Origin of the sequence: Acinetobacter sp. 102, from assembly GCF_037028485.1 — a bacterium.
GTDB classification, from domain to species: domain Bacteria; phylum Pseudomonadota; class Gammaproteobacteria; order Pseudomonadales; family Moraxellaceae; genus Acinetobacter; species Acinetobacter higginsii.
This window is the reverse complement of record NZ_JAZEZK010000006.1, coordinates 204973-225195: the sequence shown is the minus strand read 5'-3', so window position 1 is coordinate 225195 and position 20223 is coordinate 204973. Positions and strand designations below refer to the sequence as shown.

Sequence of the window (20223 nt, the reverse complement as noted above, 5' to 3'; positions counted from 1 at the left end):
ACGCAGGTTTTAGATGGTCTAGCGTGCTTTTTTGTTTCTGTGTGAGATAAATATAAGAAAACTTAGTTTTATTGTCAATAAGAAATCTTATTTATTCTTAAGAAAACTTATTTTCCATGTTTTAATAGACATAAGAAAACCCACACAGGGTGGGGGAGGTGTCTATGAAATTAATCCATATATTGTTTTTGGTTTTTGTGGCTTTTTCTTTGATTAGTATTTCAAAGCAATTCTCTGTAAGTTTAGTAGTGATTTATGGAGTATGGATATCTGGCTTCCTTTTTGGGTTAGGAGTATATGAGGTGTCAAAGAAACTTAATGCTCGCACAAAAGATAGCAACAATTGATCCCCATATGAATTTCCAATGATCAAGGTAAAAGCGTACTAAACAGTGAGCTAACCTAGAAGTCCAGTGTTTTTCATAACATCCTGTCATCACAATCCATGTATCATGACTATTAGATTTTGGTGGCTCGATGTACTTACCATGCCACCATTCTTTCAACCAATTAATCATAAACTCCCCATTAAATTAGTAGTGTTTTGGTATTGAAATTCTTTTAGCTTTTTCTCACACGTTTTGGACGTGATCCGCCTAATGGTCTAAATGCATCTATGACAAGCCCCACTAGCTCCATGCCATCTTCAAACTCGATGATATTGGGGTTGAAGTTAGGATTAAGTGCTTGTAAATACTTACGTTCATCACTTTCTATGACAAGTTTTTTAAAAGTCGCATCTGAGTTATTTCGAACAACAATCAAATCTTCTGAAAGTAGGTCACAAACTTGAAAGTGTGGGTTAACTAAAATGTAATCACCTTCCATATAAGTTGGGAAGTTACTTACACCAACTACTCTTAGGTAAAAACAACCATCTGGATCATCTGCACTTAAGGGTGGTAGCCATTCATTAATTTTGTTTGGATCAATTTCTTCTACAGAAGTCATAGCACCAGCTTGCACCCAAGAAAGCACAGGAATGAGTTTTGCGCTCACTGGAACAACGTTATTGTCAAGTTGAGGGCCACTCTCATCACCATGAGTAATGTATGAAGTGGATACTCCAAAATAAGCTGCCATTTTACTCAAAGGATCAGCCTTAGGTGCATAAGCATCCTTTTCCCATCCCGTCACATTAGGCGCACTAACCCCCACGATTTTCGCTAAATCGCCTTGAGTTAAATTCTTTTCACGTCGTAGGGCGCGAATACGCTGACCCATTGTTTCAAGTTTTTTCATATAAGTTATCTTACATGTTGCAAAAATAAGTTATCTTTGTTTTAATACTAAGAAATCTTATTTTTGAGATGAGAGAAATGACCAAACAAGAAGCATTCAAATTGCTTGGTGTAAATGGTGTTGAACTCGCTGGAATGTTAGGGATTGCACCGTCAGCCATTTATCAATGGCCTGAACAAAAGATCCCATTAGCCCGTGAGTATCAGATCAGAGACCTAGCAGGTGGCAAAGAGCCACTAAAACGAACTACAGCAACAGCCTAAGGAAACTCAAATGAGTCTTGATAAAAATTCTACGCATGTGCGTTTGTCTCCTGAAAATCATCAACGAGCAAAAGTCTTAGCAAATTTCAAAGGTAAGAACTTGGCTCAGTATCTCGCTTGGCTACTTGAGAAAGAAATCGCTGGCGAGTGGCACATTCTTAATATAGAGGCAAAAAACATGGAGCGCTTGGGATTGACAGGTTTAATAAGGGAACTTAGCACCGAAGTCGAAATCGATGAGGGATTTGAAGGGATTAATGGTAATCAAGGGCAATAAAAAACCGCTTTCCTGCAGGAACAGGTTTAGCGGTCGCGTTCAATCGGAGATAAATCTTATGAACCATCAAATATTAGCAGACATTGAACTAAATCGGAAGATTAGTTTGTTTCAGAAAGCGGTTGAGGCTTACACGCTTAATCGGACACTCGAAAATTCAGTTGCTTTGGCAAAAGCTAAGGCTGAGCTGGCTAGTTATGCGTGGGGTGTTTGATGAGTGCGTTAAAACAAGCTGAGATCATCCCAATCTCAAAAGGTAAGAGCAATATGACAGATAAGTTTGAGGAAGGTCATGTCCGCTCAAGTTGGCAGTACAGACGTGATGTATATCCATTCTTATCTGATGCAGCTCGACATGTCTATTTCATGCTTGAGGGCTATATCAATGGGTTTAATAAAGAATCTGACTATGTTAGCTACTCACAGCTTCAAGAAGAAAAGCGTCATAAAGATAATCCAAAAGCTAGAAAATCAAGCTCAAAAACCGTTAGTAAAGGGCTTGACGAGTTAATTTCATTGGGTGTTATCAGTGTTATTTCTACACATCCAAAATTAGGAAATCAGTACAAAATTAACGAAGTTTCACTAGCTGACCACTTTACTAAGGAAAGTACTTCACCTAGTACAGCACTTTACCTAGTAAAGCACGACCACTTTACTAAGGAAAGTACTAGCACTTTACCTAGTAAAGACACAATAGATAATACTTATAGAAATATTTATAGAGAGAGTGACGCTCAACAAAATCCAGTCGAAGAAGTTTTAAAAATTTGGCAACCTGATTTACATCAACTCAATTCTTGGATGCAAAGATCAGGTTTACCAAAAATCAATCAAGCTCAAGCTGAAGAAATTTTGCTTGAAATCAATCCTCACTACGAAAGCAAAATTCACACTGGTGCAGTAACCAACACTCAGATGTATTCAAATTTTGTGAAGTGGATTAAGCGTGATTTCAACCTCACTGAAAAACTATTCAAGCAAGCAGAACAAAACAACACTCAAACAATCAATCCTCAAAACTATCAAGCTGACATGGGGGATTGGTAATGAGTCATATCCATAATATCCCGATGGAACAAGCTGTACTTACAGCACTCATGACAGTTGCGAACTCTTTTGATGTGGTGAGCAATGATCTTGATGAAGATTGCTTCTTTCCTGAAAGACATAAGCAAATCTTCACAGCTATTGCAGAACTGGCGAATGATAACAAGCCTTATGACTTCGTAATGGTTGAGCAGCAACTCAAACAGAAAAACGTAATTCATTTGATGGGTGGTTCTGAATACCTACTGCAAATGAGTAGTGAAGCGCCTTCGAGTTTCTACAACCTTGAGTCATACACTGCTGAACTAAACAAATTCAAAGCTCATCGTGAAGTTGAGAAGATGGGTGAGAGTATTACTCAAATTTCTCAAGACCTAACCATTCCAGATATTCACATTGCTGCTGAAGCTGTGCTTGATGGAAAGAAAACTGGAATTGATGCAGAAAAATCTAGTTTTACTTTTGAAGAAGCGATCAAGCGTTCTGTAGATCGATTGATTCAAAAAGCAGAAGCTAAAGCGAACAAGCAATACACGGGTGTTAAATTTAATCTAACCCACTTGGATAACTTGGTTGGATTAATTCAGAAAGGTCATTTTTGCGTGATCGGTGGTAGACCTGGCTCAGGTAAATCAACACTGGCGCAAATGGTCGCTATTCAGACTGCTATTCAGTACAGAGAAGCTGTTTTGGTTGTTTCGGCTGAAATGGATGTAGAGACATTCACAAATCGTTGTGTATCAGCTTTAACGCATATTCCTTACGACAATATTCACAATGCTCAATTGTTTGATGGCATGTTGCAGCAGTTTGCAGAAGCTCAAAGTCGCTTTGAGAAATTACCTATTCACATTGAAGACAAGCAAAAGCCAACGATAGCAGAAATCCACTCATACGCCCGTAAAGCAAAGCGCAAATACAAGCAGCTTGGTTGCATCATCATCGATTACTTGCAGCTTGTGCGAGATCCGAGCAAGAAAGATCGCTATCAAGAAGTCAGTTCAATCAGCCGTGATTTAAAAGCACTAGCGAAAGAGTTCAATTGCCCAGTGATTGCATTAGCTCAATTAAACCGTGAATCAGAGAAAGGCAAACGCCCTAAAGCCTCTGATCTCAAAGAATCAGGTCAGATTGAGCAAGATGCAGATCAAATCATTTTAGCTCATCCAATCCTTAACTCAGAAGATGAGTTACCTAGTGGAATTACAGAAATCATCGTCGCTAAAAATCGACATGGCAAACGAGGCGTGGTTCGAGTTATGGACCGTTTAGATATTTGTCGCTTTGTGGGTATTAGTGATGAAGTTGGAGGTGCAGCGTGAGTAAAAACATAGCTATTTTCAACAGAACCATGCGATTGCTTGAAGAATTCTCGAAAGCAGAAAAAGCGCTTAACACAGAAGAAATCAGAAAGCTGATAAATCAAACCCAGCGATCAGCTCAAAGAACGGCTCGACAACTTCATGAGAGTGGTTGGCTTGAATGCAGTATGCGTAGTGGGTGTGCTATGTACAGCGCAAGCAAAAAAACCAAAGAATTGTTCGGGGGTGCTAAATGACTCCAACACTCACTCAAATTAGAGCAGCTTTGCAGAATCTAGCAGCGAAGAAAGGGCGACCTGATTATGAGCTTTGCACAGCTAAGCAAGTTAAGTACGCAATGGATAACGGGATTGAACATCACTTAATCGCTGAATTGTCTTTCTTTGAGATTAAGCAGAAAGAGCAGGACAAACCATTAAAGCCTTATGGAACTCGCCAATATCCTGATCCTAGAGAACGCAAGGAGATGGAGGATTGGCTTAAACGTTACGAAGGTAAGAGAGAGCACTTAGCTCAACTAGCAGAATGCACACCAGGGAACATAGGTCACATCATAGCTGGTCGAATTAATTGCACGCTTGATATGTACAACAAGCTATTGAAAGCACGTGAAAAATTAGAGGTGGCAGCATGAATAAGAACGTGACCAAGCGTGACAAGGAGCAAAGCCAATGAACGCGATCCAATTCATAAAAGACCACGGTGTTGAGAAAGCAAGGAAAGTTGTGGAGGGTGCGCCTGATAGAGCTACAACAGTTAAACCATCTTTAGATTTTAAACACTTCATGTATGGAATATGTGAAAACGCAGCAGGTGCTTATATTTTACTTTCAGACCTCAAGCGTCTCGTTGAGAGCGTGGATTTGGTCAATTGTTTCGACGATCTGAATCAAGCAAAGTCTTGGCTTGGCGACATGGATGGTGATCTACCTTATGTATTTAAAGGTGACACATACGACAACAAGTTTTATAGACATGAATTAAAACAAGCCATCGCAGACTACGAATCCATTTATAGAGGTGAGCATGTTTAAGGTTGGGGAATCTGTGGTTTTAAAGAACAGCAGTCAAAACAAGGTTATGAAGATTCAAGCCTACAACGACGAATTTATTAGAGCTTATTACGGTGATCAGGATTACTCGTTTGCACATGAATCAAATTTCAGACACGCAACTAAAGAAGAAATCGCAGCAGGGCATCGTATTGATAACGATCTCGGTGACGACAGTCACATAGAAAACCACATTAGCCACAATTGTAAGGTGATCAACAATGATTAATTTTGAAAATGTGCCAGTAGTTGCTGAGAGAATTAAACGTTCAAACTTGGAATTACAAGAGAATGGTTTTTATTGGACGCATGCAACGGATTTTCAATCTCTCTCAGATCAAGACTATGTGAACTCCTGTTACTACGGCTGGCAACACCGCCAGACCGAGGTGGATGAGCTGCAGCATGAAAATAACAACCTCAAAAGTCTAATTCAAGGACATGAGTTGAGACAGAAGCTCAATTTAAGCATTAAGAAGAATTTGAGAAACAAAAACCAAGACCTTTTAGAACAAATTGAGTCTTATGAGGATCTTATGCAAGGGCTATTAGATCAACGATTGAATTTGGATGATTTAGAGCAAGCGCTCAAGGGGGAAGGATGAATATCTATTTAGTTGAAGACATAGTTCCTTTTAATTCGTACGACACTTATGACTCTTTTGTGATTGCTTGCGAAACAGAGGAAGAAGCTAAAAAGCATGCAGATACTATGACTGGAATGAGTTCTAAGGATAGCACGGCAACACTAATAGGCACAGCGTTGGAAGGTATGTCAGGCGTGTTATTGGCTTCATTTAATGCGGGGTGACCAATGACCACATTCAAAGAGGCTCAAAGAAGTAGATCAAAACCTGTGGCGCGCTCAAGCGTGTCACGGAAGTTTGGCAAGACGGTCAGTAAGGGTGAGGCTCTGTTAGAGAATCACCTCAATGCTCTAAAGATTCCATTTACTAAAGAGTATCGGTTTCATCCAGAACGACGGTGGTTAGCAGATTTCAGAATTGATGACATGCCTATATTGGTTGAGGTTGAAGGCGGTGTATTCAGCAATGGTCGTCACACAAGAGGCGAAGGCTACACAAAAGACTGTGAGAAGTATTCAGCAGCAGCTGTGAATGGTTGGTTTGTGATTCGCGGTACCACAGCACAAATCAAAGAAGGATTAGTCATCCAATGGATTGAGAAGCTTATTGAACGGTTGAGAGGTGGGTGATGGGTAGAGAATCTTGGCTAAAAGATAGCGCAACAGGTGAGCAATTCGCTGAAGCAATGATGAAGTGTCAGCACCCATTTGGTCTTTGTGGTCAAGATCAATACTGTCACTACGAGGGTGAATGCTTCAAGGAAAAAGAAAAGACAGCAATCCAAGCTTTGACTGAAAGGGTTGAAGCTTTAGAAAAACAATTGGCAATTAAGAATATTTGAGGTGACGGTATGAATGCAGTAGCAGCTAAGTTTGAACAGTTTGAATGGTTGACTCATGGCTTAACAGCGAGTTCGCCAAGTTTAGAACCATGTGTTCGTGGCACAGGAGAGAAACCATTGAATTATCAAGACCGCTTGGGTGCTATTGCTTCAATGGATACTCAATTAGCAAAGTCAGTAACAGCTTTGATTGTGTTTGAGGGTAAATCTCAAAGTGATTATGAGTATGTTCGCCAACACTTGGCTAATATCTTAATCAAGAATGCAGTGAATGATAAGAAGCGAGAGCCTGAGGGCATTGCAATGTATCATCTAGGGTGGTTGGTGGCGAAAATGGTTTTAGATTTCGCATTAGACCCCGATTTAGAGGATAACTACACTGCAAAAGGTCGTTTGGCTTATGCTGGCATTAGATCAAATCAAATGAGTGTGGATTGTTATAGAAAGACATGGAAGGGCTACGAAAACCTTATGACAATGTCTATTGAGTCCGCAATTGATGAAGCAGCTAAAGCAGTGGAAAAATATAGAAAAAATACTTACAAAGATATGAAAGCATAGGGATTCCATTATTTCGGAAACTAGCGTATAGTTTTAATACACTGGTCGTACTACACAGTAATGTGACCAAATGAAAAAAGCTCATCAAAAGGTGGGCTTTTTTGTTTTCTATGGTATAAATTTATCTCCAATAATTAAGGGGATAAAAATGAAGGAAATTAAAGTAGTAGTGCTTGATGATAATGGCAACCCGACTGATAAGCTTGATACAGTTTATGTTAAAAGCAACAATACATCTGATGGGCAACAGAGAACTAGAGGTGTGCCAACATATACGAATTCAAAGGGTGAGATATTAGCCGCATTTGAAGATGAAACTAAATTTGAGAGGGCTGCAGTAGAACCATTCTTGAGATATCGTGCAATTGAATAATCACAGTGGTTCTTATAAAAACTTTATTTTGAAGCCTCATCATTAATGGGGCTTTTTTATTGGTGAATTATGGACACAATCGAAGCGAAGAAGAATCTCAAACGCTATGAAGCGGAGATTGATAAATATCAAAACTTGTCTCGTGGATTAATGACTAGAGATGAAATGGTTGTGATTGATAAGAAGATTGCTCAATTAAAACTGTGGGCAAAGAACCTACGAAATGAACTGTATGCGTGATGCAAAGCGATTAGCAGCGATTAGAAAGCTGCCTTGTGTTGTCTGCGGTAGATCACCAGTGGACGCTGCCCATAGTAATCAATCAAATCACGGCAAAGGCATGGGATTAAAAGCCTGTGACTCAAAAACAATTCCTTTATGTCGCAATCATCATCAAGAGTTTGACCAATTTCAAAAGATGAATAGATCAGAGTCGATTGAATGGTTCGCAAAGATGCTAGAAAAGACTGAAAGGATGTTGAATCTTAAAGATCAGGATGTTTTTTAAGTGTGTAGCGATATAATTAAAAACAAACCAAAAGGGGCAACACATTACAGAGTTGATGTGGAGTATCCGACGTATTGGATTGTTGCGCCAAACGGGATTTTTTACTTTACCAAAACTGGTGATATTAGACGTTCCTACACAGGCAAAGCATGGCTTGAAATTAACCTGAAAGCGTTTTAAGCTATTATTTCTGACAGCCAGATATAACATGCGGTATGTAGTGTTTTTCTGCAAAGCCTATCATTAATTTGATGGGCTTTTTTATTGAGAGGTGAGCATGAAACCAGCAGTGTTCACAATCAAAGATCATTCTGACATCACTAAGACAATCTCATATCTACACTCAAACTATACTCGTTCAGTCGATGATGGTAAGCCGTTGGTTGTTCGCATAGATCAGAAAGAAGAAACACTTTCACATGCACAGCGGCGATTGTATTGGCTTTGGATGACTGAGTACGGCAAACAGCGCGGATTGGATAAAGAGGAAGCATCTGCATTCTTTAAATACAAGTACCTTTCAATTATTTATAACCGCGACAAGGTTGGTGAATATCCAGAGACGTTTAAGGTTATGCGTAATCTTAAAAAATCAGGAAGTTCAGGCTATGAACTACTAAGACAGTTTGTGTCGAATCGAATGAGCATCACAGAAGCCACAACAAAGCAGATGGCTGAATACCTGAATGATATTGAAATGTGGTGCTTGAAAGATGGTGTAAAGCTGACTTGTCCTGATGATCTTAAATATGTGATGGAGTAAAGATATGGTCTGTAAATCATGTGAAGAACGTCGTGAATGGATGAGAGTTCAATATGAGCGAGCAAAAGAAAGAACAGCCAAAGCAATCAACCGCATTAGAGGAATTGCTGACAAAGATAGTGGAACAGAACACAACACTGATTCAGCAGATAGCGAACAAGGATCAGATAATTCTGGCAGCACTGGAACAGAACAACGAACTTCTGTTGCAACTAAGCGAACAGGAAGAGGAAAGACCAAGGTCGAGAACTCTTGATTAAGAGGTGGCTATGTCACGCAATATTGTATTGAAAAGAACCAAAGGTTCTAAAGGTCCATTAGCATTACATGATGCAATCACAGGTGAGATGCTTTCCTCACAACAAGAACTCAAGATCGAATCAAATCCAAATGGATATGTTGAGTTAAACGTTAAGTTCATCGTTGATGGTGATCGATTAAGAATAGTTGGTGATCATGAAACTACAAACACTCAAGCCGAGACTACAGGCACAGAGAACTCCAAGGCAGATTGATAGCTCATGGCGTTCTAATAAGTCATCAACTGAACGTGGTTATGGGTATAGATGGCAGAAGGCAAGAGAACGCTTTTTGAGATCAAATCCATTGTGTGTTTACTGCAAAGCAAAGGGTCAAGTTGAAGTTGCTACAGTTGTGGATCATATTATCCCGCACCGAGGTGATCAGGAGATATTCTGGGATGAAAGCCAATGGCAATCGTTATGTGCATCTTGTCACTCATCCGTTAAACAAAAAGAAGAAAATCAAATAATTAAGTAATTTGTGGTATAATAATTAGACAAAACAAAAGCTCTAAAGACTGGCATCGATAGAGCTTTCTAATCAATCAATCTGAAAGGAGATTGAAATGACTGTAGATAATTCTGCATGTTTTTCTAATTTAAGTAAACCTACACTGAACTGTGTACTTTGCAATACACTATTCTTCCCAAAGAGATCAGATTCTACAGCATGCTCAAGCAAATGCAGAGACAAGATTAAATATCTAAAGAACAGGGTTTTAAGGACTAGTTCTTGCCTTAATTGCAACTCGTTGTATACCAAGAAGCAAGGGCAATCTAAGTATTGCTCAAATGCATGCAGAGTTGAACATATAGCTTCTGTTGGTATAGATGCTCGAGCAATAGAAACTAAATACATGAAGATGGTTGTTAGAGTTTCTTTCTGTGTTGTTTGTAGTTCAGTTTGCGAAGCGCCATATCAAGGACGCCTTAAGAAGTATTGCTCATCTAAATGTGAGAGTGCGCTAGAAAGAACTACACCAAGATACAGAGCTAAACGGGCTAGACGTGATGCTAGAAAGCGAAAGGCTATTACAGCCGCACCAATTGATCCAATAATGATTTTAGAGCGTGATAAGTGGAAGTGTTACTTGTGTGGCATTGATACCCCCAAATCATTAAGAGGAACCATAAAAGATAATGCACCAGAAGTTGATCATATTATCCCATTGAGTAAAGGTGGTGGGCATGTTGAATCAAACTTGAGATGTGCTTGCAGAAAATGCAATGCAGAAAAAAGTGATCAAATTTATCAATTAATTTGAGAAAAGGTAGGGGGGAGTGAAATCTCGAAAATGTTTTTATTTTCTAGACCGCCGCCCTCCTCACTTATAAGAAAAAATCAGATTTCAAAAATATGTTAAAGGAGGGTATATGGCTTTAACAGAAAAAAAGAAGGCATTTGCCCTCGCAAAACGAAAAGGCAAAGATAATAAAGAAGCGGCTATTTTAGCTGGATGCCCTGAAAAGACTGCGTCTGCGGCAGGTGCGCGTTTAGCAAAAGATCCTGATGTTATTGCTTATCTGGAACGACTTGATGAAGCTACTCCCGAACAAGTTGTTAAACATGAGGTTAAACCTTTAACAACTTTCACAACAATCACTGCATCAAAAAATCTGTCTGATCCTTTGGAGTTTCTGGAATCAGTATTTTCTGATCCTGTTGAAGATATGGCCTTACGTGTACGAGCAGCTCAAGCAGCCCTTCCATACGTCCACGGCAAAGTAGCTGAAAAGGGCAAGAAAGAAACCAAAGAAGATGCTGCTAAGGCTGCTACAAAGTCAGGCAAGTTTGGTACTTTGAATAACCAACTGCCTAGTTAAAGTTTTGTCTGAATCCGTGGGCGACACGGTGCGAGAGTAAGCAATGTCCTGAACCAGTATGGGGATGCGTAGCAAGGCTTTTGAATGTGCCATAAACATCAGCTTATCTCAGCCATACATGCAGGGTTCGCAACCTGCCAGACAATTTATTCCGCCTTCGGGCGGATTCTTATTTGATAGCCAATTGTAATATCTACAGTGTTGCGCAGCATAGGGATGGACACACCCTCAGTTGGCTATCAAATAGGTTAAGAAGAAGGAATAGAAAATGAGCACAGAGAATCCACTTGAGTCTTTGAGATCGGCAGTTGTATTTAGTTCAAAAGACTATGGAGCATGTAAGCGCGATGCATGGGTCTATGGGATAGTTGTTGGTTGGGATGATGAGGCACTAGAAGAATTGTCTGAAAGACATCGTTGGGATAAGGAAACAGTCAAAAGATTAAAACGATTAAGACAGGCATACATCAAACTAGAGAAAGAATAATTAAGCCGCCACTTAGGCGGTTTTTTATTGGACAGAATAAATGACCGCAATGCTTCCAGAATGGACAACCGCTTGCCCAGACTGGGAGGAGCGTATTGTACAAAATAAATTACTACTTCCTTGCCCACCACTTTTCCCTCAAGTTGCAGATGTTGCTGAGCGCATATTTAAAGAATTGATCCTTGTTGATGTGATGGGTAGCCCAAAGATGGGTGATGTCACCTTGGAATGGGTAATAGAGTTTGTTCGTGCAATTTTTGGGGCATACGATCCAAGCACTAAGCGTCGATTAATCCGTGAATTCTTTTTACTGATTTCCAAGAAGAATACCAAGTCCACGATTGCTGCAGGTGTGATGCTTGTTGCATTGCTGTTGAATGACCGTCTTTCTGCTGAGCTGATTATCTTGGCACCCACAAAGGAAGTTGCTGACAATAGCTTTAACCCAATTCGCGACTTTATCCGCGCCGATGAAGAACTTAGTGCAATGATCAATGTGTCCGAGCATACAAAAACGGTTACTCACTTGGGCACAGGCGCAACACTTAAAGTAATCGCTGCAGAATCTAATGCTGCAGCAGGTAAAAAAGCTTCAATCATTTTGATCGATGAGGTATGGCTTTTTGGTAAACGTGCCAACGCTGAATCTATGTTCCGTGAAGCAAAAGGTGGTCTAGCATCTCGTCCAGAAGGATGTGTAATTTATCTCTCTACAATGTCAGATGAAACGCCATGCGGTGTATTTAAGCAATTGCTAGATTATGCCCGTGATATTCGGGATGGAGTAAAGGTCAATCCTCAGTTCTTACCGCTGATTTATGAGTTTCCAGAATGGATGCTTGAAGCGGGTGAACACTTAAAACCTGAAAACTTCTATGTCACCAACCCAAACTTGGGTGCATCGGTTGATCTGGATTACCTGATTAACGAATTTGAGAAAGTTAAGGATGCAGGCGAAGAATCGCTGCGTGACTTTCTTGCAAAACACTTAAACGTACCAATTGGCCTAAACCTACGTGCTAACCGCTGGGCTGGTGCTGAATATTGGATACAGCAATCCAAAGAGTTCACTCTGGATAAACTGATTGAGCAATCAGACGTTATTACCTGCGGTATCGATGGTGGGGGCCTTGATGATTTGCTTGGCTTCGCTGTGCTTGGTCGACATAACAAAAGCCGTAAATGGTGGCTCTGGAATCATGCTTGGTGCAATAAAACCGCAGTCGAAAGACGTAAAGAGAATGCGCCAAAGTATGCGGACTATGAAAAAGAAGGCAGCCTGACCATTGTTGAGCGTATCGGTGATGACATTGGCCAGCTGGCCGCTATTGCAAAGAAATGCTTTGACTCAGGCAAGCTCGACAAAATTGGTCTTGATCCATTGGGTTTAGGTGGTCTTTTAGATGGCTTACTCGATGCAGGTATTCCTGAAGATAAGCTCATTGCAGTAGCTCAGGGTTTTAAGTTGATGGGCTACATCCTTACTACCGAGCGCAAACTAGCTGAAGGAAATCTTTACCATGCAGGGCAAGGCTTAATGACCTGGTGTGTTGGGAATGCGCGTGCCGTCGTGAAAGGCAACGGCATGATGATCAGCAAACAGGAATCGGGCGTCGGGAAGATTGACCCATTGATTGCTACGTTTAACGCGGTGGCCTTGATGTCGATGAATCCTGAGCAGGTCGAAAAAGAGTACAACGTCTTCTTTATTTAATTTATTCACTTTCCAAAGCTCGCATTACGCGGGCTTTTTTATTGGGGTATCCAATGAAAAAAGCTTACAGCTTGCTACAGGTCAAGTCGTTTGATGCTGAGCAACGAATTATTAAGGGAATTGCTTCAACTCCAAGTCCGGATCGAGCAGACGATATTGTGGATCCGCAAGGTGCCAAGTTCGCTTTGCCTATTCCTTTCCTTTGGCAGCACATGCACTCACAGCCAATTGGCGAAGTCACTGAAGCTGTGGTGACAGACAAAGGCATCGAGGTGACTGTTCAGATTGCCAAGATTGAAGAAGAAGGAAAATTAAAGGACCGCATTGATGAAGCTTGGCAGTCCATTAAGTCGGGTCTGGTCAAAGGCCTGTCTATTGGCTTTCGCGGTCTCACAGTTGAAGACATTCCGCGTTCATGGGGGCTGCATTTTAAAGAGTGGGAGTGGTTTGAATTATCAGCCGTAACTATCCCGGCAAATGCAGAAGCATCCATCACAGAAGTTAAATCGATTTCTAAATCTTTCGAGCAGCAAGAAAAATCCGCGATTGGTGACGAGCCGCAAAAACCGAAAGTAGAAAAAACCCCTGCTGGCGATTCGGCAGAACAAAAACACGTAGTAGTCAAATTGAATTGCCCAACAAAGGGTGGAGTGAAATTATGAATAAATATTTAAAACAGCTGCTTGATGCTCTTGCTGCTAAAAATTTAGAGCTTCAAGGCCACATGACCAAATCTTTAGATGCTGGACAAACACCAGACGAAGAAACTGAAAAGTCTATTCAAGCAGTTGAAGCTGAAATTGAGCAAATTGAAAAGAATATTGCTCGCGTTAAGAAACAAATCGCTGCTGCTGAAGAAGCTGCTAAAACAGCAACGCCTGCTGCTGGTCAAACCGAGGCACAAGCAAAGGCAACCGCTGAAGGTAAAAAAGAAGTGCCACGCATTCAGGTGGAGTCAAATCTGCCTAAAGGTGTTGGTTTCGCCCAATATGCGCGAGCTAAAATCTGCTCTCAGTTGGCAGCAAAGAATGGCAACTATATTACCCCGCATGAAATGGCTAAACAAATGGGCTTTGGTGATGAGGTTCAGGATTTAGTTCAAAAGGCAACAGTGGGTACAACTACTGATCCAAACTTCGCAGCATCATTAGTGCGTGATAATCACCTTGTTGGTGAATTTGTAGATATGCTTCGTGCAGCTACTGTATTTGACAAGTTACAAGGCATGCGCAATGTGCCATTTAACTCTGTAATTCCTTCTAAAACGAAGCGTGGTAAAGCAAGTTGGGTAGGTGAGGGTAAGAAAAAACCATTAACCAATCCAGAGTTTGGTGATGTGAAAATCGGGCAACACAAATTAGCTGCCATTACCGTTTACACACAGGAGTTGATTCTTCGTTCAGATCCATCTGTTGACATTCTTGTTCGTGATGACTTGATTGAAGCTTCGCAAATTCTTATTGATGAAACTTTCTTGGGGGCACAACCAGCAACTGATGAAGTTCCTGTAGGTATTATCAATGGAGTGCCTGCAATCCCATCAACTGGCACCACAGCAGCGGCATATGACAACGATTTAACTGAACTTGAAGATACCTTCATTGAAGCAAACTTGTCCTTAGATGGCTCGTATTACTTAATGTCAGAAACTCGTGCAGCACGCATGAGTCGAATTCGCGATGCACTTGGCAACCGCTACTTTGAAGGTATGCAGGGTGTGAATAAGGAGCTTAACGGTCGACCTGTGATTACTTCACAAACGGTTGGAGATAAAATTATCCTGATTAAAACATCTGAAATTCTATTAGCTCAAGATGGTGGTGTTGATGTTTCTTACTCAGACCAAGCAACTTTAGAAAACACAGATGGAACTATCATTAACTTATGGCAAGAAAACAAATTTGCCGTACGTGTAGAGAAGTTTATTACATGGAATAAACGCCGACCAATTGCTGCGGCTTGGATTGATTATTCAACTCCAACACCTTAATGGTAATTTGACTAAAACAGCTCCTTAAATGGGGCTGTTTTCATATCTGAGCAATGAAAATTCATTGTTGAGCTATGGGAGCAGCTATGAAAATTGAATATTTACAGGTTATGCACAATGCCAATGTTGGTGATGTGCTGGAAGTAACCGATTTAGAAGCAAATATCTTGATTAAAACGGGTGTTGCAAAGCCTTATGAAGAACCGAAAAAGGCAGCAACTAAACCTAAAAAAGAAGTAAAAACTAGCGAATAAGGCGGTAAAAATGGGCATTTTTGACTGGTTTAGAGGTAAAAAGAGCTTTCAAAGTGTCCATAATGCTGGGCCGACTTTTAAAAGCTTGTTTGTGCAAGAGCCATACTCAGGTGCTTGGCAGAAAAATGATGAACTGACACGAGAAGATATAACTGCTTCTTATGCAGTATTTTCTTGTGTAAGTATTATTTCAAAGGATATTGGTAAATTACCAATTCTCTTGAAACGTAAGCAAGAAGGCGTATTGGTTAATGTCGACATCCCTGACAAGCTGCGTGTTTTAAAGAAACCGAACAATTACCAGACTTGGCAGCAGTTCCAAGAACAATGGACATCTAGTTTATTGCTACGTGGCAATACTTATGTGTGGAAACTGCGTGATGTATTCGGTGAAGTCTACCGAATGGTAGTGCTTAATCCTGATCTTGTTTGCCCACTCGTTGATGACTACGGGAATGTGTTTTATCAGCTAAATACTGACCGCTTGACGCAAACAGAATCAGTGATTGTGCCTGCTTCTGAAATTATTCATGATCGTATCAATGCCTTCTATCACCCATTAGTTGGCTTATCGCCAATTATGGCTTGTGGTGTTTCAGCTGGTATGGGTGTGAAGATCATCAAAAATGCTGCGAACTTCTTTGGGAATGGAAGCAGACCGGGTGGAATCTTGGTTGCACCTGGTTCAATCACTAAAGAGAAGGCAGAAGAAATCCAAGCACGCTGGAATCAAAATTATTCAGGTGCCAATTTCGGAAAGACAGCAGTTATTGGCGATGGAATGACCTATACCCAACTTGGTATGAGTGCCGCTGACTCACAAATGATTGAGCTTCTTGAGATGTCAGGTCGTGTAGTTTGTAGCGTCTTTAATATGCCGCCCTTTAAGATCGGTATTGGCACAATTCCTGATGATCCTGAAAAAGCAAATGGAATTTACTATTCAGACTGCTTACAAGCTCTCATTGAGGGTCGGGAAAACTTAACTGACGATGGTTTGGATTTACAGTCTTTCAATGTCGAATGCTTTTTAGATATTGATGTGCTTATTCGCATGGATTCAGAACGCTTCCACACAATGGTGCGTGAAGATGTTAAGGGTTCGCTTCTTACGCCGAATGAAGGCCGAGCCAAAGTTGGCAAGTTACCACTTGAAGGTGGTGATACCGTCTACATGCAACAACAGAACTACTCGCTTTCAGCTTTGGCCAAGCGTGATGCAAAAGAAGATCCATTCGGTAAATCCGAAACAACTTCTCAGCCTGATAACTCTCTTAAAGCACTTTACAAGGGCGTGTTTAAAGAGGGTGTGCAGTATCATGAGGGGCAGTTCGTCACGAAGGGTGGCTCCCTGTGGCATGTCCAGAATGACCATTTAGGTGAGTTTGATCATAAGAACTTTAAGTTGTGCGCGAAGGAGTGGACAGAATGAGCATAGTTACGCTGGAAGAAGCCAAAGGCCATCTTAGATATGATGACGATTCCAACGACACCGAGTTGCAGATTTATCTAGATTCTGCTGAATCAACAATTTTGCGTTATGTGGATGAAGAACATCGTGTTGAGCCTTATCCAAAAGAGTTTAGAAGTGCAGTCTTATTGTATGTAGGATACTTTGATAAATACCGTAACGCTGAATCTGACGCACCAGTGAACGGTAATTTCATGCCGCAACCTGTACAGGCTCTTTTATTCACTTATCGAACTCCAACGGCTGTGTGAGGTGACTATGGGGCAGAATGCAGGCGAACTACGCCACCGAGTCACCATCCAACACTATGTTGCAGGTGGTCGTGACGAAGATGGATTTGAAATAGAAGGCTCATGGCAGGAATATAAAAAGCTTTGGGCCAAGGTCACACCACATTCAGCAAAAGACTTGATGGCTGCACAAGCTGATCAGTCTGTTGTAGTTGCTAGAATGAAAATCCGCTATCGAGAAGACATCACCACAGAGATGCAAGTCATCTGGAAGGGTCGTACTTTCTCAATTCAAAGCCAAGCACTTGATGACAATGAAACAGGTAATATTTATTGCACTTTCCTGTTAGGGCAAGGTTTGGAAAAACCAAAGTAGTGCATAATGTGGCTTATAAATGGAGAGATAAATGAAAAGTACAGCATTTAGCAATTATAAGTTTTACATTGGGCGCATGAGATATGGTGGTGGTTGGTTAGTTGGTGCATCGCACAACGATGTCGGTGATGAGCTGGCTGAAGCCTTTGATGATCTTGATGCAGGGGATTTTGATGCATCACAAGCACTGGAATACATTAAAGAGCACGCCAAGTTTTATTCTCATGGCGACACACCAAGCCAAGCACTAAAATCGGTAGAAGATCAGATAACAGAATACATTGAAAGTCTATAAACCACTTACGAGTGGTTTTTTTACGCTTGGAGAAAACCATGGCAGGAATAGAAGTTGAGATTACAGGTCTTGATGATGTCAAGAATCGACTTCAAAGACTTGCCAATCCTCGTAAAGCTAGAAGTATTGCTCGCAAAGCAGCACGCCAAGCAATGAACATTGTTCGAGATGCTGCTCGATTGAATGCCAAAGCCATTGATGATCGAGATACAAGAGAGAAGATATGGAAAAACGTAAAAGTATCACCCGGAAAAAGTAAGAACAAAGATGTAGTAATTATGCGGGTTGGCGTTGATGGCGGTGCGTCGTTTTCAAACAAAAATCCAAAGCCGACCAGTGGTGGCGATACGAGACATTGGAGATGGATCGAATATGGCCGATCAGGCGTGCCAGCGGTTCCATTCATGCGGCCTGCATTAGCAACCAATATTCAGCAGGTTACAAACAAGTTCGCAGAAGTATTTGATGCTGAACTAGATAAGGAATTGGCAAACCTATGATTTATCTACCGATTTACAAAACTCTGAATGCTGATGCTGCGGTGAAAGCTATCTTTGGTGACAACCTTCGAATCTATGAAGACATCGCACCACTGAATACACCCGTACCATATGCAGTCTGGCAAGAGGTTGGTGGCAATGCTGAGAATAGCCTTGATTGCCCCGCTAGGACTGATCACATCATGTATCAGGTGATTGTGTATGACACCAATCAAAAACGCGCTTATGAAGGGCGTGATGCAATCCGAAGAGCATTAGAAAATCAAAGCTATATCTTGAATCCACGAATCAGCAATTATGAGCCAGATACCAAACTATTTAGCCGTGGCTTTGATGCAAATTGGCTTTTATCCAGATAAGGAGGAAAACAGAATGGCAGATATCTCTATAGATGAATTCAAAATTCGTAAGGAAAACCTAGAGAAACACCTTGCTGAGAAAATTGCTGAACAGATCGGAATATTTGAGAAAGAAACTGGTGTGAATGTGCAAGACGTTCAAGTTAATTTCGCTGATGTAACTGCAATAGGTGAGAAAGAAAAATACATTCTGACAAGCGTTAATGTGAAAACTGAAATTTCAGATTAATCAACCAAAAAACCATAGGCACCCACTCGGGTGCTTTTTTATTGCCTAAAATTTGAGGAGCACTACTCATGGCAGAAGTCCGTGTACAAGGTACGAATGTATTCGCATTCGACGGTACAACCATTACACAACTGGCTTGTCTAACAGCCATTGATTTGGGTGGTGATTCCACTACTCGAATTGAAAAAACCTGTTTAGATGAAACTAAAAGCAAGTCTTACTTAACTGGCCTAGCCGATCCTGCGCAAGGTTCTCTAGGTTTTAACTTAGACACTGAAAACGAATCTCATCTCAAAATGATTGAGTGGGCTGAATCTAAAAAGGATGGCCTAGAGTTCTACATCGGATCATCGGAGGGAACTGCGCCGCCAACTGCAACAGGAAGTGTTGTCACTCTGCCTGCAACGCGTTCATGGTGGGCATTTAAAGGCGGTATCTCAACACCAGTTCCATCTTTCGAAGCAGATGCTTTAGTTGGTTACACCGTGACGCTTGAGCGTGAAACAACAGTTGCATTCACTCCTAAAACCTAATTCACGCCCCGAAAGGGGCTTTTACTTTTGAGAATTAAAATGGCTAAAGTAGACTTTAAGAAAGCAAAGAATATTACTAAAGCAGGTGCGCCAGTCGAGCGTGATGTTAAGTGGGTAGTTGAAGTAACTAGCGAAAACATTGAACAGTTAAAATCAGTTTCTGAAAACCAAGAATTAAAAGTCGGTGATCAGATCGAGTTAGAAGGTCAAGTCTTTGTTAAGCGCATGAGCTTTAAAGCAAGTCGTGAAGCATCAAAAGCATTTGAATGGGATATTGATTACGAAGATGTTGAGAAATCAAAACTCAAGTCTGTAGATTCTGATCAACTTCAAGCAACACAGCTTTTGGGCACCATTTGTGAAGATGCAAAAGGCACACCTTTCTTTACATCAGCACAAGATGTTTATGACTCTGATCCATCTTTCATTGCGGCGTTGTACCAGATTGCAGACGAAGTGAATAACTTCATGGGAAAGTTAGTCAAGAAGAATTCGAGCGAAACGAACTCCTTGGAGAACTCGTCCTCAACGGAATCGGCGGCTGCACCATCGAAGAAGCCGAACAAAAAATAAGTATTTCTGAAATGGCTTTCTGGAAAGCCTACAGATTGAAGTATGGCTCCCTAAACATCGGTCGCCGGGTAGAACAAGCGGTTGGCAACTTAATGGCCTTCTATGCCAACTCAAACAAAGGCAAGGGTGCTAAACCTTTTTCACCATTTGACTTCATGCCACATGAGCAGAAGCCTAAGCCAGTTGAGCTTAATGTTGAGGACTACATGATGAGTTGGGTTGGAAAGTAGACATATCTGTTCCCAAG

The 20223-nt window shown here is 41.0% G+C and carries 39 protein-coding genes; 38 read left to right on the top strand and 1 reads right to left on the bottom strand.

Annotated features, from left to right (window positions below):
- Window positions 1–561: 561 nt before the first annotated feature.
- Window positions 562–1242 carry a LexA family protein gene (locus tag WA352_RS08305; protein WP_336142070.1) on the bottom strand — a complete coding sequence of 227 codons (681 nt, stop codon included), beginning with the start codon at window positions 1240–1242 and terminating at the stop codon, window positions 562–564.
- Window positions 1243–1319: 77 nt separating this feature from the next.
- Between WA352_RS08305 and WA352_RS08300 the strand changes: the two genes are divergently transcribed.
- The 38 genes from WA352_RS08300 (at window position 1320) to WA352_RS08115 (ending at window position 20206) form a co-directional block, all read left to right on the top strand.
- On the top strand, window positions 1320–1505 hold the full coding sequence (locus WA352_RS08300; RefSeq protein ID WP_332605451.1) for a Cro/CI family transcriptional regulator: 186 nt from the start codon (window positions 1320–1322) through the stop codon (window positions 1503–1505).
- Between the two features lie 10 nt (window positions 1506–1515).
- On the top strand, window positions 1516–1782 hold the full coding sequence (locus WA352_RS08295) for a hypothetical protein (protein WP_336142067.1): 267 nt from the start codon (window positions 1516–1518) through the stop codon (window positions 1780–1782).
- Between the two features lie 58 nt (window positions 1783–1840).
- Window positions 1841–1996 (top strand): hypothetical protein, encoded by a 156-nt coding sequence (locus tag WA352_RS08290; RefSeq protein WP_286942319.1) that lies wholly within the window; start codon window positions 1841–1843, stop codon window positions 1994–1996.
- The gene (locus tag WA352_RS08285; protein WP_336142063.1) at window positions 1996–2832 is read left to right on the top strand and encodes a hypothetical protein; all 837 of its coding nucleotides are present in this window, start codon (window positions 1996–1998) and stop codon (window positions 2830–2832) included. Before WA352_RS08290 ends, WA352_RS08285 begins: the two co-directional genes overlap by 1 nt.
- Window positions 2832–4154, top strand: a complete 1323-nt coding sequence (locus WA352_RS08280) for a replicative DNA helicase (protein ID WP_336142061.1) — start codon at window positions 2832–2834, stop codon at window positions 4152–4154. Before WA352_RS08285 ends, WA352_RS08280 begins: the two co-directional genes overlap by 1 nt.
- Window positions 4151–4390 carry a hypothetical protein gene (locus WA352_RS08275; protein WP_336142059.1) on the top strand — a complete coding sequence of 80 codons (240 nt, stop codon included), beginning with the start codon at window positions 4151–4153 and terminating at the stop codon, window positions 4388–4390. The genes WA352_RS08280 and WA352_RS08275 overlap by 4 nt, the downstream gene beginning before the upstream one ends.
- Complete coding sequence (locus tag WA352_RS08270; RefSeq protein ID WP_336142056.1) at window positions 4387–4788, top strand: hypothetical protein; 402 nt, start codon at window positions 4387–4389, stop codon at window positions 4786–4788. The genes WA352_RS08275 and WA352_RS08270 overlap by 4 nt, the downstream gene beginning before the upstream one ends.
- Window positions 4789–4825: 37 nt before the next feature.
- Window positions 4826–5188, top strand: a complete 363-nt coding sequence (locus WA352_RS08265) for a hypothetical protein (protein ID WP_336142053.1) — start codon at window positions 4826–4828, stop codon at window positions 5186–5188.
- Window positions 5181–5435: a hypothetical protein gene (locus tag WA352_RS08260; RefSeq protein ID WP_442892237.1), complete on the top strand. Its 255-nt coding sequence runs from the start codon at window positions 5181–5183 to the stop codon at window positions 5433–5435. Before WA352_RS08265 ends, WA352_RS08260 begins: the two co-directional genes overlap by 8 nt.
- A complete protein-coding gene (locus WA352_RS08255) occupies window positions 5428–5811 on the top strand; it encodes a hypothetical protein (RefSeq protein ID WP_336142051.1) in 384 nt (127 codons plus the stop codon). The genes WA352_RS08260 and WA352_RS08255 overlap by 8 nt, the downstream gene beginning before the upstream one ends.
- The gene (locus WA352_RS08250; RefSeq protein ID WP_336142049.1) at window positions 5808–6017 is read left to right on the top strand and encodes a hypothetical protein; all 210 of its coding nucleotides are present in this window, start codon (window positions 5808–5810) and stop codon (window positions 6015–6017) included. The genes WA352_RS08255 and WA352_RS08250 overlap by 4 nt, the downstream gene beginning before the upstream one ends.
- 3 nt (window positions 6018–6020) lie before the next feature.
- The gene (locus tag WA352_RS08245) at window positions 6021–6422 is read left to right on the top strand and encodes a hypothetical protein (protein ID WP_202741502.1); all 402 of its coding nucleotides are present in this window, start codon (window positions 6021–6023) and stop codon (window positions 6420–6422) included.
- Complete coding sequence (locus WA352_RS08240) at window positions 6422–6634, top strand: hypothetical protein (RefSeq protein WP_336142045.1); 213 nt, start codon at window positions 6422–6424, stop codon at window positions 6632–6634. Before WA352_RS08245 ends, WA352_RS08240 begins: the two co-directional genes overlap by 1 nt.
- 9 nt (window positions 6635–6643) lie before the next feature.
- Window positions 6644–7195, top strand: a complete 552-nt coding sequence (locus WA352_RS08235) for a hypothetical protein (RefSeq protein WP_336142043.1) — start codon at window positions 6644–6646, stop codon at window positions 7193–7195.
- Window positions 7196–7265: 70 nt separating this feature from the next.
- On the top strand, window positions 7266–7568 hold the full coding sequence (locus tag WA352_RS08230) for a hypothetical protein (RefSeq protein ID WP_336142040.1): 303 nt from the start codon (window positions 7266–7268) through the stop codon (window positions 7566–7568).
- Window positions 7569–7637: 69 nt separating this feature from the next.
- Window positions 7638–7808: a hypothetical protein gene (locus tag WA352_RS08225; RefSeq protein ID WP_164467930.1), complete on the top strand. Its 171-nt coding sequence runs from the start codon at window positions 7638–7640 to the stop codon at window positions 7806–7808.
- Window positions 7801–8076, top strand: coding sequence for a Ref family recombination enhancement nuclease (locus WA352_RS08220; RefSeq protein ID WP_336142037.1), 276 nt, complete (start codon window positions 7801–7803; stop codon window positions 8074–8076). Before WA352_RS08225 ends, WA352_RS08220 begins: the two co-directional genes overlap by 8 nt.
- Window positions 8077–8353: 277 nt before the next feature.
- Window positions 8354–8839 (top strand): hypothetical protein, encoded by a 486-nt coding sequence (locus WA352_RS08215; protein WP_336142034.1) that lies wholly within the window; start codon window positions 8354–8356, stop codon window positions 8837–8839.
- 4 nt (window positions 8840–8843) lie between these two features.
- Complete coding sequence (locus tag WA352_RS08210; RefSeq protein ID WP_336142033.1) at window positions 8844–9095, top strand: hypothetical protein; 252 nt, start codon at window positions 8844–8846, stop codon at window positions 9093–9095.
- Window positions 9096–9108: 13 nt separating this feature from the next.
- Window positions 9109–9354 (top strand): hypothetical protein, encoded by a 246-nt coding sequence (locus tag WA352_RS08205; protein ID WP_241345172.1) that lies wholly within the window; start codon window positions 9109–9111, stop codon window positions 9352–9354.
- The gene (locus tag WA352_RS08200) at window positions 9296–9619 is read left to right on the top strand and encodes an HNH endonuclease (RefSeq protein ID WP_241345171.1); all 324 of its coding nucleotides are present in this window, start codon (window positions 9296–9298) and stop codon (window positions 9617–9619) included. The genes WA352_RS08205 and WA352_RS08200 overlap by 59 nt, the downstream gene beginning before the upstream one ends.
- An 88-nt stretch (window positions 9620–9707) precedes the next feature.
- Window positions 9708–10406, top strand: coding sequence for an HNH endonuclease (locus WA352_RS08195; RefSeq protein ID WP_336142030.1), 699 nt, complete (start codon window positions 9708–9710; stop codon window positions 10404–10406).
- Window positions 10407–10515: 109 nt separating this feature from the next.
- The gene (locus tag WA352_RS08190) at window positions 10516–10965 is read left to right on the top strand and encodes a terminase small subunit (RefSeq protein ID WP_336142027.1); all 450 of its coding nucleotides are present in this window, start codon (window positions 10516–10518) and stop codon (window positions 10963–10965) included.
- A gap of 268 nt (window positions 10966–11233) precedes the next feature.
- Window positions 11234–11452, top strand: a complete 219-nt coding sequence (locus WA352_RS08185) for a hypothetical protein (protein WP_336142023.1) — start codon at window positions 11234–11236, stop codon at window positions 11450–11452.
- 40 nt (window positions 11453–11492) lie between these two features.
- Window positions 11493–13166, top strand: a complete 1674-nt coding sequence (locus WA352_RS08180; protein WP_336142022.1) for a terminase large subunit — start codon at window positions 11493–11495, stop codon at window positions 13164–13166.
- 53 nt (window positions 13167–13219) lie between these two features.
- A complete protein-coding gene (locus WA352_RS08175; RefSeq protein ID WP_179992026.1) occupies window positions 13220–13828 on the top strand; it encodes an HK97 family phage prohead protease in 609 nt (202 codons plus the stop codon).
- Window positions 13825–15156 carry a phage major capsid protein gene (locus tag WA352_RS08170; protein ID WP_336142019.1) on the top strand — a complete coding sequence of 444 codons (1332 nt, stop codon included), beginning with the start codon at window positions 13825–13827 and terminating at the stop codon, window positions 15154–15156. Before WA352_RS08175 ends, WA352_RS08170 begins: the two co-directional genes overlap by 4 nt.
- An 86-nt stretch (window positions 15157–15242) precedes the next feature.
- Window positions 15243–15410 (top strand): hypothetical protein, encoded by a 168-nt coding sequence (locus tag WA352_RS08165; protein ID WP_243307314.1) that lies wholly within the window; start codon window positions 15243–15245, stop codon window positions 15408–15410.
- A 10-nt stretch (window positions 15411–15420) separates the two neighbouring features.
- Complete coding sequence (locus tag WA352_RS08160) at window positions 15421–16842, top strand: phage portal protein (protein ID WP_336142016.1); 1422 nt, start codon at window positions 15421–15423, stop codon at window positions 16840–16842.
- Window positions 16839–17132 (top strand): head-tail connector protein, encoded by a 294-nt coding sequence (locus tag WA352_RS08155; protein WP_243307318.1) that lies wholly within the window; start codon window positions 16839–16841, stop codon window positions 17130–17132. Before WA352_RS08160 ends, WA352_RS08155 begins: the two co-directional genes overlap by 4 nt.
- 7 nt (window positions 17133–17139) lie before the next feature.
- Window positions 17140–17487, top strand: a complete 348-nt coding sequence (locus tag WA352_RS08150; protein ID WP_336142012.1) for a phage head closure protein — start codon at window positions 17140–17142, stop codon at window positions 17485–17487.
- A gap of 31 nt (window positions 17488–17518) precedes the next feature.
- Entirely contained in the window at window positions 17519–17782 is a 264-nt protein-coding gene (locus WA352_RS08145) for a hypothetical protein (RefSeq protein ID WP_336142011.1), read from the top strand.
- A 38-nt stretch (window positions 17783–17820) separates the two neighbouring features.
- Window positions 17821–18282 (top strand): HK97-gp10 family putative phage morphogenesis protein, encoded by a 462-nt coding sequence (locus WA352_RS08140; RefSeq protein WP_336142009.1) that lies wholly within the window; start codon window positions 17821–17823, stop codon window positions 18280–18282.
- Window positions 18279–18641, top strand: coding sequence for a DUF3168 domain-containing protein (locus tag WA352_RS08135; RefSeq protein WP_336142007.1), 363 nt, complete (start codon window positions 18279–18281; stop codon window positions 18639–18641). The genes WA352_RS08140 and WA352_RS08135 overlap by 4 nt, the downstream gene beginning before the upstream one ends.
- Before the next feature lie 13 nt (window positions 18642–18654).
- The gene (locus WA352_RS08130) at window positions 18655–18870 is read left to right on the top strand and encodes a hypothetical protein (protein ID WP_291349457.1); all 216 of its coding nucleotides are present in this window, start codon (window positions 18655–18657) and stop codon (window positions 18868–18870) included.
- Window positions 18871–18938: 68 nt separating this feature from the next.
- Window positions 18939–19403: a phage tail tube protein gene (locus tag WA352_RS08125; RefSeq protein WP_336142002.1), complete on the top strand. Its 465-nt coding sequence runs from the start codon at window positions 18939–18941 to the stop codon at window positions 19401–19403.
- 39 nt (window positions 19404–19442) lie between these two features.
- On the top strand, window positions 19443–19976 hold the full coding sequence (locus WA352_RS08120; RefSeq protein ID WP_336141999.1) for a phage tail assembly chaperone family protein, TAC: 534 nt from the start codon (window positions 19443–19445) through the stop codon (window positions 19974–19976).
- 11 nt (window positions 19977–19987) lie between these two features.
- Window positions 19988–20206, top strand: a complete 219-nt coding sequence (locus tag WA352_RS08115) for a hypothetical protein (protein WP_336141995.1) — start codon at window positions 19988–19990, stop codon at window positions 20204–20206.
- Window positions 20207–20223 lie beyond the last annotated feature (17 nt).

Bases quoted from the DNA above. Each gene is read 5' to 3' on its own strand.
- WA352_RS08180 (WP_336142022.1), top strand. From the start codon at position 11,493: ATGACCGCAATGCTTCCAGAATGGACAACCGCTTGCCCAGACTGGGAG.
- WA352_RS08295 (WP_336142067.1), top strand. From the start codon at position 1,516: ATGAGTCTTGATAAAAATTCTACGCATGTGCGTTTGTCTCCTGAAAAT.
- WA352_RS08285 (WP_336142063.1), top strand. From the start codon at position 1,996: ATGAGTGCGTTAAAACAAGCTGAGATCATCCCAATCTCAAAAGGTAAG.
- WA352_RS08155 (WP_243307318.1), top strand. From the start codon at position 16,839: ATGAGCATAGTTACGCTGGAAGAAGCCAAAGGCCATCTTAGATATGAT.
- WA352_RS08135 (WP_336142007.1), top strand. From the start codon at position 18,279: ATGATTTATCTACCGATTTACAAAACTCTGAATGCTGATGCTGCGGTG.
- WA352_RS08305 (WP_336142070.1), bottom strand. From the start codon at position 1,242: ATGAAAAAACTTGAAACAATGGGTCAGCGTATTCGCGCCCTACGACGT.
- WA352_RS08175 (WP_179992026.1), top strand. From the start codon at position 13,220: ATGAAAAAAGCTTACAGCTTGCTACAGGTCAAGTCGTTTGATGCTGAG.
- WA352_RS08255 (WP_336142051.1), top strand. From the start codon at position 5,428: ATGATTAATTTTGAAAATGTGCCAGTAGTTGCTGAGAGAATTAAACGT.
- WA352_RS08300 (WP_332605451.1), top strand. From the start codon at position 1,320: ATGACCAAACAAGAAGCATTCAAATTGCTTGGTGTAAATGGTGTTGAA.
- WA352_RS08115 (WP_336141995.1), top strand. From the start codon at position 19,988: ATGGCTTTCTGGAAAGCCTACAGATTGAAGTATGGCTCCCTAAACATC.
- WA352_RS08195 (WP_336142030.1), top strand. From the start codon at position 9,708: ATGACTGTAGATAATTCTGCATGTTTTTCTAATTTAAGTAAACCTACA.
- WA352_RS08240 (WP_336142045.1), top strand. From the start codon at position 6,422: ATGGGTAGAGAATCTTGGCTAAAAGATAGCGCAACAGGTGAGCAATTC.
- WA352_RS08145 (WP_336142011.1), top strand. From the start codon at position 17,519: ATGAAAAGTACAGCATTTAGCAATTATAAGTTTTACATTGGGCGCATG.
- WA352_RS08130 (WP_291349457.1), top strand. From the start codon at position 18,655: ATGGCAGATATCTCTATAGATGAATTCAAAATTCGTAAGGAAAACCTA.
- WA352_RS08215 (WP_336142034.1), top strand. From the start codon at position 8,354: ATGAAACCAGCAGTGTTCACAATCAAAGATCATTCTGACATCACTAAG.
- WA352_RS08260 (WP_442892237.1), top strand. From the start codon at position 5,181: ATGTTTAAGGTTGGGGAATCTGTGGTTTTAAAGAACAGCAGTCAAAAC.
- WA352_RS08280 (WP_336142061.1), top strand. From the start codon at position 2,832: ATGAGTCATATCCATAATATCCCGATGGAACAAGCTGTACTTACAGCA.
- WA352_RS08290 (WP_286942319.1), top strand. From the start codon at position 1,841: ATGAACCATCAAATATTAGCAGACATTGAACTAAATCGGAAGATTAGT.
- WA352_RS08190 (WP_336142027.1), top strand. From the start codon at position 10,516: ATGGCTTTAACAGAAAAAAAGAAGGCATTTGCCCTCGCAAAACGAAAA.
- WA352_RS08270 (WP_336142056.1), top strand. From the start codon at position 4,387: ATGACTCCAACACTCACTCAAATTAGAGCAGCTTTGCAGAATCTAGCA.
- WA352_RS08170 (WP_336142019.1), top strand. From the start codon at position 13,825: ATGAATAAATATTTAAAACAGCTGCTTGATGCTCTTGCTGCTAAAAAT.
- WA352_RS08120 (WP_336141999.1), top strand. From the start codon at position 19,443: ATGGCTAAAGTAGACTTTAAGAAAGCAAAGAATATTACTAAAGCAGGT.
- WA352_RS08235 (WP_336142043.1), top strand. From the start codon at position 6,644: ATGAATGCAGTAGCAGCTAAGTTTGAACAGTTTGAATGGTTGACTCAT.
- WA352_RS08245 (WP_202741502.1), top strand. From the start codon at position 6,021: ATGACCACATTCAAAGAGGCTCAAAGAAGTAGATCAAAACCTGTGGCG.
- WA352_RS08185 (WP_336142023.1), top strand. From the start codon at position 11,234: ATGAGCACAGAGAATCCACTTGAGTCTTTGAGATCGGCAGTTGTATTT.
- WA352_RS08200 (WP_241345171.1), top strand. From the start codon at position 9,296: ATGAAACTACAAACACTCAAGCCGAGACTACAGGCACAGAGAACTCCA.
- WA352_RS08230 (WP_336142040.1), top strand. From the start codon at position 7,266: ATGAAAAAAGCTCATCAAAAGGTGGGCTTTTTTGTTTTCTATGGTATA.
- WA352_RS08210 (WP_336142033.1), top strand. From the start codon at position 8,844: ATGGTCTGTAAATCATGTGAAGAACGTCGTGAATGGATGAGAGTTCAA.
- WA352_RS08150 (WP_336142012.1), top strand. From the start codon at position 17,140: ATGGGGCAGAATGCAGGCGAACTACGCCACCGAGTCACCATCCAACAC.
- WA352_RS08160 (WP_336142016.1), top strand. From the start codon at position 15,421: ATGGGCATTTTTGACTGGTTTAGAGGTAAAAAGAGCTTTCAAAGTGTC.
- WA352_RS08140 (WP_336142009.1), top strand. From the start codon at position 17,821: ATGGCAGGAATAGAAGTTGAGATTACAGGTCTTGATGATGTCAAGAAT.
- WA352_RS08205 (WP_241345172.1), top strand. From the start codon at position 9,109: ATGTCACGCAATATTGTATTGAAAAGAACCAAAGGTTCTAAAGGTCCA.
- WA352_RS08265 (WP_336142053.1), top strand. From the start codon at position 4,826: ATGAACGCGATCCAATTCATAAAAGACCACGGTGTTGAGAAAGCAAGG.
- WA352_RS08165 (WP_243307314.1), top strand. From the start codon at position 15,243: ATGAAAATTGAATATTTACAGGTTATGCACAATGCCAATGTTGGTGAT.
- WA352_RS08125 (WP_336142002.1), top strand. From the start codon at position 18,939: ATGGCAGAAGTCCGTGTACAAGGTACGAATGTATTCGCATTCGACGGT.
- WA352_RS08220 (WP_336142037.1), top strand. From the start codon at position 7,801: ATGCGTGATGCAAAGCGATTAGCAGCGATTAGAAAGCTGCCTTGTGTT.
- WA352_RS08225 (WP_164467930.1), top strand. From the start codon at position 7,638: ATGGACACAATCGAAGCGAAGAAGAATCTCAAACGCTATGAAGCGGAG.
- WA352_RS08250 (WP_336142049.1), top strand. From the start codon at position 5,808: ATGAATATCTATTTAGTTGAAGACATAGTTCCTTTTAATTCGTACGAC.